A 15,548-nucleotide genomic window follows, 5' to 3' on the forward strand; every position below is an offset into this window, starting at 1 on the left:
TTCAAACTAATTTGGATTTCTGTTTTTACGCTTAATTAAAAAATCTTAGCGCTAAGTAATGCAGCACAGGCAAAACAGTGTATGTCAGTAACAATGAATCAAACAAAAAAATCCACTTTACGATAACCCACTTATCTTTTCCTGTGCACAAGCTATGGCTAAAAAATGCTACGCACTCACCTTCTGGAGTCATTAATATTACGATGGCAATGCCAAATATAACGAAGAAGAGTAATAGTCGCTTACACATTTCATAAATTAGCGCTTTGCTAGGCTTTACCTTTATCACAAATCAATTTACTCAATGAATCGCGTCATAAACAAACTATTAGGATCTAGCTCATAATCCGCAAATGGGTCGCAGTAATCAAATTGATGTCGTTCATATAAACGCCTTGCTGAAGCAAAAAAGTCCATAGACCCCGTCTCTAAGCTCAACCGCTGATAACCACGAGACTTAGCGACGTCCAATATATGCAGTAACAATGTCGACGCTACACCTTGGTTTCTCGCCATTGCAGCCGTTCGCATAGACTTAATTTCGCCATGGGTTGGCGTTAACTGTTTTATCGCTACGCATCCTAGTACTATGTCACCTTGTTTGGCACACCAAAAAGTAATTGATGGGTGTTTTAAGGCTTCAATATCTAATGCATGAACACTCTCTGGTGGCGACGTTGCATACATGTCAGCCAAATGTGCTTGCAGTAACTCAATCACGCCAGAGCCCTGTAAATCATCAATCATAATATCCATGTACAAAGGCTTCCTGTAGAACTGTTACCGCTTATGCAATGCATTGTTATCAAGTAGCTTAATGACCAAATCGATGCGCTTATGAGCTAAATAATCATCCCTATGACTAAAACCAATAACGACAAATAACAGTAGCAACCACACAAAGTTTTGTTCTACGAGTAAGTCTACTTTTACAATATATAAAATAGTGCCAATAGTCGCCAAACACATCAGCCATTGAATTAACCAAGTATATGGTTTGGGTCTCAGTTTATCTAAATCAGCACGTAGTTGGTTATTTTTTTCCGTTTCCATTGATTCAACAACATTATCTATTTGGATTTCAATCATTATTACACTTCCATTGTAAAAATTTTCTCAATTAGGGTCTGTTGATCTTTGCAGGTTAAATTTTGTTCATTGCAATAAACTAACTCAGTATAAATTACTTTTATTTTTAATAACATAACGAGTCGTTTCATCTATAAAAGAAAATAAGACATAAACCACTTTTTTGTATGAGCAACGCCATAATCAATAGATCTAATTTCATCCAAGCAACATCCAATAACATCATGTGCACCAGGGCTGGTCCATAAAACGACCAACATCTATTTAATCAAGTCGACAAAAACGGGTTTTGGAGTGTCACTTACTATCCAATGGGTTTACTCGAGAAACACTAATAGATAAAAACCTTAAAAATGATTAGCGCATATATCGCTCAATTTTAGTGCCGATTAATTTAGCCAATAATGCGCTTAGTTTCTATGTTAATGGTTGTATTTTTTATCGCGTCTTTATCAATATTTAATAATCCAAACAAAAACAGCGTGCCCATCATTACCACAGTGGCAGATAGGTATAAGCCAATATCATAGTTCCCCAGTGCTTCAACAAGATATCCGGTAGACACGGGGGCAATAATTTGTGCTGCACCATAAGCTAAGGTCATTGTGCCCATAAACTTAGCCGGGTTACTCGGGTAAAACTTGCCCGCCATGGTCAAGACTAGGCTGACGCATGCGATAAAAGTGCCACCAAACAACAGAGCACTTAATATAACAACAGGTAAGCTGTCATTGATTGCAGGAAGAATAATGCCTACGGCCTGTAAGATATAGGCGGCTAATAGCGTTTTTAAGTAACCCACTCGACGGGCGATTTGATCCCATATTAAAGGTGCTGGTGTTGCCGCGACGCCTACCAATAGAAAAGCAACACCTCCTTGTCCTTGTAAACCTTCAACACGTTCGACAATATCAACAATAAAAGTCGAACTGACGGCATAACCATAACCGGCACAGAAATAAGCCAACATCATTAACGATTTAAAGGCTTTACTTGGTGGATTATCTTTGACCCCTGCTCCCGCTTTACCACCAACAAAAGGATGTGGCATCCATAACCATGCAGGGATCGAGAATATTGCTGCCATCACGGCTAACGCTAGCCACTGTTGCTGCCAGTCGGCTGACATGGTCAGCATGGCTTCTATTAGTATCGAGGTAACAATGATGCTCAAGCCCGCACCAGAGAAGTGAATGCCCAATTCTGCACGGTGATTATGGTTAACTAGCCATTTTAATATCAAGCCAGAGGCAATAATAAAGCCTCCTGAAGCGCAGATTCCGGCAATAAAGCGTAATACCGCCCAAGTCACCATATCAGTGGTCATTACCATTGCAGCTGAAGTGACGACACTCAATATAAGGTACAACCGGTGTAAGTTATATTTGTAGTTAAGGTTGTGCATGCTAGCGGCAAGTAACACCCCACACATGTAACCCATAAAATTAGTACTAGCTAACCAACCTCCACCAGATTCAGTTAGGCCTGCACCGTCCTGCATTATCGGTAATAACAAGCTATAGGAAAATCTAGCCACCCCAACCGTGACAATTAAACTACAGATACCAGCAAAATAGACGCGGACTTTTGTTAGCTCTAGTAACATCAAAATCACTTTTTAAGTGAAACCATTAACAAACAATACGTCAATCTGCTAATCTTAAAAATTGAATTATTTAGAACAAAAACTTCTTATTAAGAGAACCATATGGAAATATTAATGCTAAAAACGTTTAAAGCCGTTGTTGATGAAGACGGCATTAAAGGTGCTGCTGATAAGTTGCATACGGTTCAGTCCAACATCACCAGCCGGATTAAAAAACTCGAGAAAGAACTGGATACTAAGCTATTTACTATCATTGGCCGAAAATTACAGTTAACGCCTAGTGGACAACAGCTTTGCGAGTATGCAGATCAGATTTTACAATTAGAATACCAAGCAACCTCTGCCATTTTGCGCAATAAAGGAACTTACGAATTACGAGTTGGTATGCCAGAAACATTTGCAGCGGTTCATATGCCTATGGCACTCAAAAAACTCAAGTTGAATCACGCTGAAATTAGAACGAAAATTCATACTGACACCAGCGAAAGACTGGTATTTTCGGTGTTGAACAATAAGGTTGACTGCGCTGCGATAGGTAATGCGCCTAAACATGAAAACCTTATTATTATCCCGATTGTGAAAGAAGAACTGATTATGGTGACTCCACGAGACAGTGAACATGATCCGGTTTTGTTTGTACGCGATGAAGGCTGTGGCTATAGAAAACATGCCCTTATTTGGCAACAAAAGGCTGGCCGAGGTAATGATGAACTCATGGTAATGAGCAGTGCTGATGGTGTTTTAGGTTGTATCGCGGCGGGTTTAGGTTACACCATTATTGGTAAAAATATGGTTGCTGGCAGTCGGTATGAAAAGTCACTGGTTATGACACCAGTGAGCTATGGTCCAAAACATGTTCAACTATCAATTGTCTATCGTAAAGATAGTCCATTAGAGTCAGGTATATTGACCCTAGCAAAGCTATTAACCAAGTAATTCATTCTGACTATCTAAGTCATTAATATCGGCTTATTAATAACCGTTACGGCTATGGCTCTGTCATATCAATCTGCTAACGATTTATTAAATACAACAATCATCCAGATAACACATTTTGTCTGACAATCACTCCGATAGAGTCACACCAGCAAAGTCATAATGACACTTGGTAGTCATAAAGACACAGCTGTCAATTGTTATAATGACACTGAATATTTTACCAGCCATAATACTACTCATACTTATCAGTCACTTAACTAGTTGGCACGCCACCTGCAATAACGAAGTTAACTTTTGAAACTTTATCTTTGAACTTTAACTTCTCATTTATTACAGGTGTACATATGACAATTCACATTAAAAATAACATCGATTGGGTTGGACAACGTGACTGGGAAATATTGGACTTTCATGGCACTGAATATAAAACCACTAAAGGGACGAGTTATAATAGTTACCTTATCCGTGAACAAAAAAATGTCTTAATCGATACTGTTGACCATCGTTTCAGCCTGCAGTTTATTCAAAATCTTGAGATGGAAATTGATCTCGATAAGATTGATTACATCGTCATTAACCACGCAGAAGAAGATCACTCAGGTGCGTTAGCAGCTTTGATGGCTAAAATCCCTAATACGCCAATTTATTGTACCGAAAATGCTATCGACTCCATTACTGGCTTACACCACCATACCGAGTGGAATTTTAATATCGTTAAAACCGGCGATACTCTTGATATTGGTAATGGCAAGCAGTTGGTGTTTATTGAAACCCCAATGTTGCATTGGCCAGACAGTATGATGACCTATTTAACGGGAGATGCTGTGCTATTTAGTAATGATGCGTTCGGTCAGCATTATTGTGATGAGCATTTGTTTAATGATGAAGTAGACCAAATTGAATTAATGGATCAGTGTTTACGTTATTACTCCAATATTCTTACCCCGTTTAGCTCACTGGTTACCGCTAAAATTAACGAAGTGCTGAGTTTTAACCTGCCTGTAGACATGATTGCTACTGCCCATGGCGTGGTGTGGCGCGACAACCCTACCCAGATTATTCATCAATATCTGCAATGGGCAGATAATTATCAAGAAGACAGAATCACCATTTTTTATGATTCAATGTCTAATAACACCCGCATGATGGCCGATGCCATTGCTCAAGGGATCCACGACGTTGACCCTGTAGTATCCGTTAAAGTGTTTAATGTGGCTCGCCATGATAAAAATGACATCTTAGCTAACGTGTTCCGCTCGAAGGGTATTTTGGTGGGTTCATCAACCATGAACAATGTCATGATGCCAAAAGTCGCGGGCATGTTAGAAGAGATCACAGGCTTGCGCTTTAAAGATAAAAAAGCCGGTGCATTTGGAAGTTATGGTTGGAACGGCGGCGCGGTTGACCGTATCCACACCCGTCTTACGGATGCCGGATTCGAAACTATTGTCGGCTTAAAAGCAAAATGGCGACCTGATGGTAAAGCGATGCGCGAATGTCGTGAGCATGGTCGCCAGATAGCTAAAAGCTGGGCATGGCATGATTTAAGTAATGTAAAATCCATTTCACCTGCATCGCTAGCTAAAAGCGCTCAAGCGAGTGTAACCACGAAGCCAACGCCAGCAGTTCAAATAACGCAAGCAATCAAACCGACATGTACAACAGCGGCAGCAATGAGTGATTCACAAAATATGCTCTGCACTGTGTGTAATTGGGTATATGAGCCAGTATTGGGTGAGCCTAATCAGGAAGTAGAACCAGGAACACCGTGGAGCGAAGTACCAGACTTTTTCCTTTGCCCAGATTGTGGCCTTGGCAAAGATGTATTTGTCCCTATTGCTGAGAGGAAAGCATCATGAGTGCACCTATCATTATCATTGGTAGCGGCTTTGGCTCATACCAACTTATCAAGACCATTAGACGCACAGATAAGCACTTACCGATAACCGTTTTTACCCTTGATGAAGGCCACGATTATAATAAACCGGACTTGAGCCATGTATTTAGTAACAAGCAAAACAGTGCTGATTTAATCCGTCTGAGTGCACAAGAGTTTGCCAGCGAGAATAATATTACTCTGCATGCTTTTACCAAGGTTGATTGTATTGATAGCGTTCAACAACAAGTGTTTGTTAATGGCGTTGCTTATCCATATGCAAAACTGGTGTTAGCGACGGGAGCAAAAACCTTTGTACCCCCTATGCTTGGCAATGCCACTGACAGTGTTATTACCTTAAACAGTTTACGTGAGTTTGATAGCGCGCAGTTGCAACTACAAAATGCACAGACGGTTCTAGTGATTGGTGCAGGCATTATCGGCACTGAAATAGCGATGGATCTTAACCATAGTGGCAAAATAGTCGTGGTGGTTGATCCAAGCCACGGCGTGATGGCGAGCATGTTGCCAGAGTTAGTCGCCAGTGCTTTACAAAAGAAAATGGTTAATATGGGCGTGGTGTTTGAGTTTGGGCGCACGATTAGTTCACTAAATAAAACTGAATTAGGTATATGTGCCACACTCAGCTCTGGCCAAACATATACCGTGGATTGTGTTATTTCAGCCGCAGGCTTAAAGGCTAATGTTGGCTTAGCACGTCAATCTGGCTGTAAAGTGAATAACGGTTTAGTGGTTAATAATCAGCTGCAAACCTCAGTGAATAACATTTATGCCTTAGGCGATTGCGCCGAAATAAACGGCAAGGTGATGTCCTACTTACAGCCAATTTTGTTAAGCGCCAATGCATTAGCAAAAACCTTACTCGGCCAACCAACAGATTTGAAGTTACCGGCGATGTTAGTCAAAGTTAAAACGCCGCACATGCCGATCCAATTAGGCGGTAACACTGTAACCGATGTAGCCTCTTGGCAGGTGGATATTGATGCTCTGGGTTGTTCAGTAAAAGCCTACAACGAGCAAAAACAGATTATCGGTTTTGTAGTAACAGAAGGACACATGAACAATACCTTCCCGCTACTCAGAGCCTTACCAGCAAGTCTTTAGTATTTTATCGAGTAGGCTTTACTCATAAAGCCTACTCATCAATCAACTTAACTTGAATTTGGGATAAGGGATGAACTTATGCTATTTAAAATCAGCATGTTACCCCTCCTCACTTTCAAGCTTGTCATTTGTTATGCTAACAAGGCGAATTGACGCGTCAATAGCTAGCCTATTGTAAGTCGATTCAACGCAGTTAGCAGGGCAAAGGACTGTTTGAAAGGCGTTTATTATCCCGAGTTCAGGTTATTTAGGAGAACATTATGTCTCATCAACGTATCCCAGCAAATTGGACTATTCAGCGTTCTACGCCATTTTTCACCACTAAAACTGTGCCTGATGCACTACTGACTCATCATAATACCGCCGAAGGTGTATTCGGCCAGTTATGTGTAATGGAAGGTGTAGTGACATATTTTGGTTTTGCTAACAGCGAAGCAACTGAGCCTGAAGTGAAAGTCGTGATTAATGCCGGACAATTTGCCACCAGCCCACCAGAGTACTGGCACCGTATTGAATTAAGCCCTGATGCCCAGTTTAATATTAATTTCTGGTCTGAAAAAGATAAAACCGGCCAAGCGATGTTTAATAAGAAGTAACTTATTAAAGATGTGGCAGATAAAGCTGTTGTAGATAAAACGCTTGTAATTAGATACATGCCAAGCTACTGATATAGAAGTTTAATCAGCGGCTTAATTAACGATAAGATCATAATGTATTATGCTCTTATCGTTTTAGTTTGCGTAAAACACACATCAAATTGTTAAAGTTTATTTTATTCGAATTGAAAAACGACTGTGAATCAATTTTCATACTGTTGTGCTTTCCAACCACATCAATCAATTTATCTTGAGCAAACCCATGCAGTCTTTATGACTTTTAATACAATTTGAATCAATGAATAGCCATCATCAAAACAATCATCGTTAACTTTCGCCTAATCTAAATTGCGCTAACAAAGGATAATGGTCCGAGCTTTGGGTTGTAATTACCTCGGATGACTCTAAGGTTAATCCCCGATAATAAAGGTGATCAATAGGATAGCCCATCACTGTTGTACGTTTGTCATCTTCTGGGATGACCGCTATTAAGCCTAATTGATTTGTCATCAGGGTTAACATCGTCAGCCTAGCTTGGCGCCAAGTATTTAAATCACCACCGAAAATGATCGGTCCTTTATGAGCACTCAACGCTGGCAGTAGCTGCTGTAACTGCACAGCATAACTGTCTAAAGCATACTCAAAGTTAATACTGTGCAGGTTAGCCACCAGCAGAGTTTCACCATTCGATAAGGGGAAGTAACTTAACAAACTCGACTTGGGAAACTGTATTAGGGGTTCGGCTGTCAAATAACCGCAACTTTCACTCGCCGCAACCTGAGATAAACTCATTACTCCAAGTGGTATATGGTCCTGGCTAAATGCTTGCACCATTGCCAATTGTTGGTGATTTTGTTGACGCCATAACTGAAATTCGTCAGATAACTTCACCTCTTGCAGCAACAATAATTGATTTTGTTCAGCTAACCGACTGAGCAGCGTTTGCCAGCCAGCATTTTGCTGCTTATAGACATTCCAGCTCGCGACTGCCAATTGGCCATCAGTATCCAATTTAGCGATAGGTGTAGCAGCAACACATTGAGCAGCAAACGACTCTTGTTCATTATTAATCACTTGAGGTTCTGTCGCTAAATGCACAAATTTTGGCACAACCACAACTGTCGTCATCAACAACATGACGATAACCAGACTTCCCCATCGAGCAAGCCCAAGCAATTTACGCTTTGGCTGTAAGGCCGATGTTGGCTTTGAGCGAAAAATACCGATGGATGGATACCTCTATTAGTTTTGGGTGTGCTATCTAAAATTGTTGCTAGAAATTGGTTAACTTTAGCTTTAGCCTTAGCTTTAGTAACTCTAGCTTTACTAACATTAGACTGATTAACGCTTGGTTCGTTCAAGTTAGATTAATTAATTAACATCTGTGTCTTTATCATAAAACAATCTGTTTAATATACCCAGCCGTACAGACGGATAACGGTAGACAATACAGATTGAAAACCTGATATGATAAGTGCCTGTTTTTCTACATGATTGATACACTGGTTGACTATGGTTGAGTTTTATAAAATATTAACATTAATCAGTGTGTTAGCTTACTGGCTGCTCATTGCAGGTATCACCACACGTATTGTCTATAAACGACGATCTATTGGTGTTTCCTTAGCTTGGATGATGCTTATTTATGTTGTCCCCATCTTAGGCATTTTCCTATACTTCCTCGTTGGCGAGATGAATCTTGGCAAAACCCGCGCCGTGAGATCTAAAGAAATGTACGGTCCCTATCGAGAATGGTTTCGGCGGCTGTTTGCCATTCAGCAATATCGCCCTCATAACTTAAGTGATTACGCGACTCCCATTAGCCATTTATGTGAAAAACGCCTTGGTATTCCTACGTTAGCCAATAATCAACTGACACTAAAATCGTCTACAGAAACAATATTAACAACCCTGATTGAAGACATACAACAAGCGCAAACCTCAATTCATTTAGAGTTCTATATTTGGTATCCAGGCGGACTTGCAGACCAAGTTGCCGAAGCTCTTATACAGGCAGCTCAACGTGATGTGGCAGTGAGAATATTGTTAGACGCTGCAGGAAGTCGAAAGTTTTTTAACAGTAAATGGCCAAAACTAATGCGTAAAGCAGGTATACAGCTGGTTTCCGCACTGTCTGTTTCTCTTGTGCGTATGATTTTCCGCCGCCTTGACCTTCGCCTTCATCGAAAAATAGTCGTGATAGACAACCAAATCGGTTATACCGGCTCAATGAATCTAGTCGACCCCAAATGTTTTAATCAAAGCGCCGGTGTTGGTGAGTGGATAGATGTTATGGTGAGGATTACTGGCTCCAGTGTGCCAGTGCTTAACTGTATTCTCGCGTGGGATTGGGAAACAGAAACAGACCAAAGAATGTTACCCGAACCGCCAAAATGCCTTCCGCAAAAAGAAGAGCCATCTGACATGGTTCAAGTGATACCTTCAGGACCTGGTATGCCTGAGGATATGATCCAGCAAGTTTTATTGCTCAGTATTTATCAAGCAAAACACAGCATCACCATCACTAGCCCTTATTTTGTCCCCAGTGAAAACCTACTGTTTGCATTAACTGCAGCGGCATTACGTGGCGTGGAGGTGAATTTACTCATACCCGACAAAAACGACTCAATGATGGTGGAATGGGCCAGCAGATCTTTCTTTGGTGAGTTACTGAATGCAGGTGTCAATATACATCGTTTTCGCGGTGGTTTACTGCATACAAAGTCAGTGGTCATTGATCTGCACCATAGTCTAATCGGCACTGTTAATCTTGATATGCGCAGCCTATGGCTTAACTTTGAAGTGACTCTTTCTGTTGAAAATTTAGAATTCACTCAATCGCTTAGTGAAGTCCAACATCAATATATGGCTAATTCGATAAAAATGGATGCGCGCCAGTGGCGTAAAAGACCGTTAGTTAAACGATTAGTCGAGCAGTTTTTTTACTTATTTAGCCCTCTACTTTAATGGTAAAGTAAAAAGCAATGCGGCTGAGTTAAGCCGCTAAGTACCCAGCAAATTCCGGTTGATCAGCTGCTATTTTTCAGTAAATATTATGTCTCCATAATACGTTTCTGCATCTTTACCACTGTTGTCGGTATCGGTCATAATCGCAATCATATCGATGTATTGATACGCTTTGCGGTTAGCTTTTTGACTGCCTTTATCCCCAAATGTTTCAATCAAATCTTGGTACACATTGCGTTTTTCTTCATACCACAGACTTTGCTGCGATTGTTGCCCTCGCACAGACATCATTTTAACACTTGAGCCAGCAAAAGCGTTGTTCCAAACCAAGCCTTTGGCTTGATTACTCGACCAAACATAGTTTAATGATTTGGTGTTCCACACCATAAAACCACCATCAATCACTACGTAAACTCGCGCCACAAAGTCATCACCTGTTTTACTTTGCTCATCTAACTGCGACAACGTCTGTTCAACTAACCAACTCCAGTTTAGATAAGGCGTTGCAATGAGGTCAATTTGCTTTTCTAGCACCAGTCCTGATGCAGAATGATGACTGAGTGCTTTTAATGCTAGGCGCCCTTTATAGTCTTCAACGCTGTAAATTGATTCACCAGAGAATACTTTAGAAGTCCAACTCTCTATCCCGTTATCACTCAATAAAGTCACATTGGTTGCAGCTTGCACGTTCACACAAACAGCTACGCTATAAAGAAATATAATCCATCGCAACATATGCACTTCCTATCCCCCTACTCACTTATATAACACCGAGTTCACCCGCTAGAATAAGCTAAACTGAGTGAACTATTTTACTCATTAATCATCATGGTGATTAATGCAGCATGACATAGAGCATGTACCATCAATAGATAATTTCATTTTAATGTTAAATCACGTAAACTACGCGCTGTTTTTTAAGTCTCTTTTTAGGTAAATCATGATCCGTTTAAACCAAGTAAAATTGCCTCTCGACCATAATGAAGATGCGCTGCAACAACTCGTCTTGCAAAGGCTCTCTATCTCAGCGGATCAGCTGGTTGATATACATGTGTTTAAGCGTGGCTACGATGCCCGTAAAAAGAATTTAATTTCGTTAATTTATACATTAGATGTGACATTAGCCAACGTAGACGAAGCCGCGTTATTGGCATCACTTGCTGACGACCATAATATCCGCGTGTCGCCAGATACCGACTATAAATATGTCGCTACTGCACCAGAAGGCTTAACGGAACGTCCATTGGTGATAGGCATGGGACCATGCGGCTTATTTGTTGGGCTTATGTTGGCACAAATGGGCTTTAAACCGATTATTTTAGAGCGTGGAAAATCTGTCCACGAACGCGCTAAAGATACCTTCCGCTTTTGGCGTACCAGTGAGTTAAACACTGAATCAAACGTACAATTTGGTGAAGGTGGCGCTGGTACATTCTCGGATGGAAAGTTATATAGCCAAGTTAAAGACCCTGGATTTAAAGGCCTAAAAGTCAAACAAGAATTTGTCGCTGCGGGTGCACCAGCTGAAATCATTTATGTTAGTAAACCACACATAGGTACCTTTAAGTTGGTCACCATGGTGGAAAAAATGCGCCGCGAAATAATCCGTTTAGGCGGTGAAATTCGCTTTGAAACCCGTGTTGATGAAATCAATATTACTGACCGTCAAGTGACAGGTGTCACTCTGAGAAATGGCGAAGTACTGCATTCTAAACATGTCATTGCTGCGATTGGTCACAGTGCCCGTGATACTTTCCAAATGTTACATGATAAAGGCGTGTATATGCAGGCGCAGTCATTTTCGATTGGCTTTCGTATTGAACACAAGCAAGAGATGATTGATAAAGATCGCTTTGGCATTAACGCTGGTCACCCAATGTTAGGTGCAGCAGATTATAAGTTAGTCCACCATTGCAAAAGTGGTCGCAGTGTTTACAGCTTTTGTATGTGCCCAGGTGGTGTGGTTGTGGCGGCAACGTCTGAAGAACATGCGGTAGTGACTAATGGCATGAGCCAATATTCTCGTAGTGAACGTAATGCCAACAGTGCCATTGTGGTTGGGATTGATCCAAGTGATTTTGACAACGATCCACTTCAAGGTATTGCGCTACAACGCAAATTGGAACGCCACGCCTATATCATGGGCGGCAGCAATTACGATGCTCCAGCGCAAATGGTCGGCGACTTTTTAGCTGCAGGCGTTGGGAAACCGTTTGAAAACGTTGAGCCGTCTTATAAACCTAACGTAAAAATGACCGATTTAAGCGATGCATTACCGCAATTCGCTATCGATGCTATTCGTGAAGCCATTCCTGCATTTGGTAAGAAAATTCGTGGTTTTGACAGTAAAGATGCCATGTTAACCGGCGTTGAAACTCGTACCTCTTCACCGGTACAAATTAAACGTGGTGCCGATTTCCAAAGCATTAACACCAAAGGTTTATATCCTGCGGGTGAAGGTGCCGGTTATGCTGGCGGGATTTTATCGGCGGGTATTGACGGTATCAGTATTGCAGAAGCCGTTGCATTAGACATGATTAAAGAAATGACAAACAGTTAAATCCATCTTTAATAAACAGAGCAATCATATTTGAATGCTCTGTTTATTGCTTCATCGCAACAATAACATTAGATTTACTGTCAAATTCAGAGCGATTCATGATGAGGTTTTCTATTAGATACTCAGAGATGGAAATACAATACTTAATCCCTTTTATTAACACGCCTTACCATTTGCTATACAACGTCTCGGTCTGATGGATGGTTTACCCCATCACTCGTTTGTACATCACCTAAATCAAATGGATTAACACCGACTAAACAAGCTATGTTAAAACCGTATTCAGTAGGGTTTGATCGACGTTGATGATGAGTATAAATACCACAATGAGAACAGAAATAATGTTTTGCCGTATTGGTGTTAAATTGATAAAGCGTTAACACATCTTGACCTTTTACCACCCTAATCCCGTCAAGTTTTACAGACCCAACAATCGCGCCTTTTCTACGACAAATTGAACAATCACAACGTCGTGGATTTTCGATACCATTGGGTAAAGTGAGTTCGAGTTCAACGGCGCCACAATGACATGTTGCTTTGTGCTTTAACTGAATAACGGTATTACCCACTTGCTTGATCATGACCAGAGTCCTTTGTGATGTTGACGATAAACATTTAGTCGTTCGATATAAGTTTGTCGCTTAAAATGAGAAAACGTTTAAACATAATCAGTTTAGTGAGGCAAATAGCGTTGACGTTGTGGTGCGTTCAGGACGTATGAAGTGCAAGTTATCAAGCGAATAGCATTACGATTGAATAAAGGGTTCCGGTTCAATTGTCATACCGAAACCCTAACATATTGCTTAGCACTATTTTGCCGCTTTCTCTGCAGCCAGTACTGTCGCCATTGGCGGTACAATCGAGACGGGATCTAAACGCATTTGGAACCAGTTTAGGCGCCAATCTAAATGCGGGCCAGTCACTCGACCAGTGGCACCAATGGCAGCGACCTTATCACCCTGCACAACTTTATCACCAACCTTTAAATACAGTTTACTCAGGTGTAAGAAGGTAGAGCTAACACCATAACCGTGGTCGATAATCACTGTGCCACCAGAATAAAACATATCTGGCTCAGCTAATGTAATAACACCATCTGCTGGCGCAACCACTAGCGTGCCTGTTGGACGCGCAACGTCAACACCAAAATGCGGATTACCAGGTACGTCGTTGTAAACCCGCTGGCTGCCATAAACCCCTGAAATTCTGCCAGTAACCGGCCAAATAAATGTTTGCATAAATGCCTGTTGTTGACTAAATAAGTCTCTGGCAGCGCGAGTTTGTTTGGCGTCTTTAGCCGCTCTGGCTTGGGCGACTGGATCCGGTTTCATTATTTTTTGGCTGATGCCTGTGACCCGATCAATTTTGTATTGTCTTGCGGCTATTGTTAACGGCTTAATTTCTGTTAATCCGTCTGGATAAATGACTTTAAACACTTGTTCTGGCTTAGCGTCTCTATCAAATCCAATGGCAAACTGACCATTTGGGGTGACCTTTACCGATTGGCCATTAAGTAATACTTTACTGCCGACCGGCACTGCGCCGCGCACTAATGCACCTTGTTCAAACTGGCCTTGAAATGTCACAGCGGCAATCGCACTAGCACTTAATCCACAAAAGCTGACCACCAGCATTGCAACTGTTGATATCGATTTTAAAACGGTATTTTTTAATAACATAATCGAAACGCATTCCTTGTTAATAGCGACAAAAAACATAAAAAAAGGGCCACCTTTAGGCAGCCCATTAATAATACTTGATTAACCTCTTACCGCAATGGCCCCTTTGCCAATACCTTCGTAAGCGATAACTTTAAAATGACTTTCAGGCGATTGACTTGCCAATGTCTTTGCCATGTATTCAGCTAGCATCTCAACCGTGGTGTCGTGAGGAATTAAGTCACAACAATGCTTAGGCATCGCTAATTGAAAATCACCCTGAGGCGCAACATAGTGAAAACCAAAATGAGTTTCGTCGCTGATTTTAGTCTGCTTCGACAACTCTAGTGTTTTCACTGACACTAAGTCTTCTTCAGTGCCGAGGTAAATATCATGCCAACGTTCTGCCCAGTATTGGTCCCATTTCGGCTCTGCAATACCATTTTCAAATACGGTTACCGGGCTACGATGACCATGCGCAATACGCTGACAGTTACCGTCATGTTTACGTAATCCATGGCTGTAATGGTAAAATGGGGTATCGAGCACTTCGTTGCGCAATGTGAGGCTGATGCCTTGGACATTTTCAGGTAACACTTCACGTAAGGCTTTCTTCAAAAAGTCATTAACGCTTTGGTAGTCAATCACTTCTGTAGGAATAAGCGCAAATGCTTGTGAAGGACATGCTAAATGTATGTCGCCTTTTTCACTGCTAAAATCCATCCAAACTCGGTCGCCCTTTTGCTGCCAGCGCACTTCGCTACAAGCAGTAGGGATTAACAAGCGATGATCGGCTACATCATCAATGGTGTTTTTGATGATGCGTTTAACCTTACCAAAGTCGAGCACCATATTTTGCTCATCTAGGCCGCCATCTAATAGCACATCGACAATCCAGCTTTCACCAACCATGCCACGAACAGGACAAAGGTAAGAGAAATCGATAACAGTTAAATCTTTTACAAACAGTTGCATTAATGCTCCTAGGCAGAAAAACAGTCCACCTCAGTATAAATGTATTCCTAACGGCGCATGCCAGTGGAAGGTCTATCTTACGTGATAGGAATTTATCCGACTATCAACTCTTAGTCTAACATTCACGGGTTAATGACCACGTTCTGCTAGCGATGAG

General features: G+C 41.3%; 14 protein-coding genes. 6 read left to right on the forward strand and 8 right to left on the reverse strand.

Features of this window, described 5'->3' with window-relative positions:
• Positions 1–297 precede the first annotated feature (297 nt).
• The 3 genes from H5181_RS13365 to H5181_RS13375 form a co-directional block, all read right to left on the reverse strand.
• Positions 298–756: a GNAT family N-acetyltransferase gene (locus H5181_RS13365; RefSeq protein WP_182751271.1), complete on the reverse strand. Its 459-nt coding sequence runs from the start codon at positions 754–756 to the stop codon at positions 298–300.
• Between the two features lie 24 nt (positions 757–780).
• Positions 781–1,089 (reverse strand): hypothetical protein, encoded by a 309-nt coding sequence (locus H5181_RS13370; RefSeq protein ID WP_182751272.1) that lies wholly within the window; start codon positions 1,087–1,089, stop codon positions 781–783.
• Between the two features lie 394 nt (positions 1,090–1,483).
• Positions 1,484–2,695, reverse strand: a complete 1,212-nt coding sequence (locus H5181_RS13375; RefSeq protein WP_182751273.1) for a YbfB/YjiJ family MFS transporter — start codon at positions 2,693–2,695, stop codon at positions 1,484–1,486.
• Between the two features lie 114 nt (positions 2,696–2,809).
• Here H5181_RS13375 and H5181_RS13380 point away from each other — a divergent pair, with 114 nt between their 5' ends.
• From H5181_RS13380 to H5181_RS13395, 4 genes are all read left to right on the forward strand, one after another.
• Entirely contained in the window at positions 2,810–3,631 is an 822-nt protein-coding gene (locus tag H5181_RS13380; RefSeq protein WP_257984970.1) for a LysR family transcriptional regulator, read from the forward strand.
• Between the two features lie 347 nt (positions 3,632–3,978).
• Positions 3,979–5,493: an anaerobic nitric oxide reductase flavorubredoxin gene (gene norV / locus H5181_RS13385; RefSeq protein WP_182751274.1), complete on the forward strand. Its 1,515-nt coding sequence runs from the start codon at positions 3,979–3,981 to the stop codon at positions 5,491–5,493.
• Positions 5,490–6,635, forward strand: a complete 1,146-nt coding sequence (gene norW / locus H5181_RS13390; RefSeq protein WP_182751275.1) for an NADH:flavorubredoxin reductase NorW — start codon at positions 5,490–5,492, stop codon at positions 6,633–6,635. The genes norV and norW overlap by 4 nt, the downstream gene beginning before the upstream one ends.
• 260 nt (positions 6,636–6,895) lie before the next feature.
• The gene (locus H5181_RS13395; RefSeq protein WP_182751276.1) at positions 6,896–7,231 is read left to right on the forward strand and encodes a DUF1971 domain-containing protein; all 336 of its coding nucleotides are present in this window, start codon (positions 6,896–6,898) and stop codon (positions 7,229–7,231) included.
• Between the two features lie 327 nt (positions 7,232–7,558).
• On the opposite strand, the gene H5181_RS13400 is transcribed toward H5181_RS13395, so the two are convergent.
• Positions 7,559–8,368 (reverse strand): endonuclease/exonuclease/phosphatase family protein, encoded by an 810-nt coding sequence (locus H5181_RS13400; protein ID WP_182751277.1) that lies wholly within the window; start codon positions 8,366–8,368, stop codon positions 7,559–7,561.
• Between the two features lie 375 nt (positions 8,369–8,743).
• Here H5181_RS13400 and cls point away from each other — a divergent pair, with 375 nt between their 5' ends.
• Positions 8,744–10,198, forward strand: a complete 1,455-nt coding sequence (cls, locus tag H5181_RS13405) for a cardiolipin synthase (protein ID WP_182751278.1) — start codon at positions 8,744–8,746, stop codon at positions 10,196–10,198.
• A 69-nt stretch (positions 10,199–10,267) separates the two neighbouring features.
• Here the strand turns inward: cls and H5181_RS13410 are convergent, their stop codons facing one another.
• On the reverse strand, positions 10,268–10,933 hold the full coding sequence (locus tag H5181_RS13410) for a DUF3047 domain-containing protein (protein WP_182751279.1): 666 nt from the start codon (positions 10,931–10,933) through the stop codon (positions 10,268–10,270).
• A gap of 205 nt (positions 10,934–11,138) precedes the next feature.
• On the opposite strand from H5181_RS13410, the gene H5181_RS13415 reads away from it, so the two are divergent.
• Complete coding sequence (locus tag H5181_RS13415) at positions 11,139–12,758, forward strand: NAD(P)/FAD-dependent oxidoreductase (RefSeq protein WP_011637046.1); 1,620 nt, start codon at positions 11,139–11,141, stop codon at positions 12,756–12,758.
• 176 nt (positions 12,759–12,934) lie between these two features.
• Here H5181_RS13415 and H5181_RS13420 read toward each other — a convergent pair whose 3' ends face one another.
• From H5181_RS13420 to H5181_RS13430, 3 genes are all read right to left on the reverse strand, one after another.
• The gene (locus H5181_RS13420) at positions 12,935–13,339 is read right to left on the reverse strand and encodes a GFA family protein (RefSeq protein WP_182751280.1); all 405 of its coding nucleotides are present in this window, start codon (positions 13,337–13,339) and stop codon (positions 12,935–12,937) included.
• 228 nt (positions 13,340–13,567) lie between these two features.
• Positions 13,568–14,392: a M23 family metallopeptidase gene (locus tag H5181_RS13425; RefSeq protein WP_259397049.1), complete on the reverse strand. Its 825-nt coding sequence runs from the start codon at positions 14,390–14,392 to the stop codon at positions 13,568–13,570.
• Positions 14,393–14,518: 126 nt separating this feature from the next.
• Positions 14,519–15,391, reverse strand: coding sequence for a 6-carboxytetrahydropterin synthase (locus H5181_RS13430; protein ID WP_182751282.1), 873 nt, complete (start codon positions 15,389–15,391; stop codon positions 14,519–14,521).
• Between the last annotated feature and the right edge of the window lie 157 nt (positions 15,392–15,548).

The sequence above is a fragment of the Shewanella sp. SG44-2 genome, assembly GCF_014164215.1.
GTDB classification, from domain to species: domain Bacteria; phylum Pseudomonadota; class Gammaproteobacteria; order Enterobacterales; family Shewanellaceae; genus Shewanella; species Shewanella frigidimarina.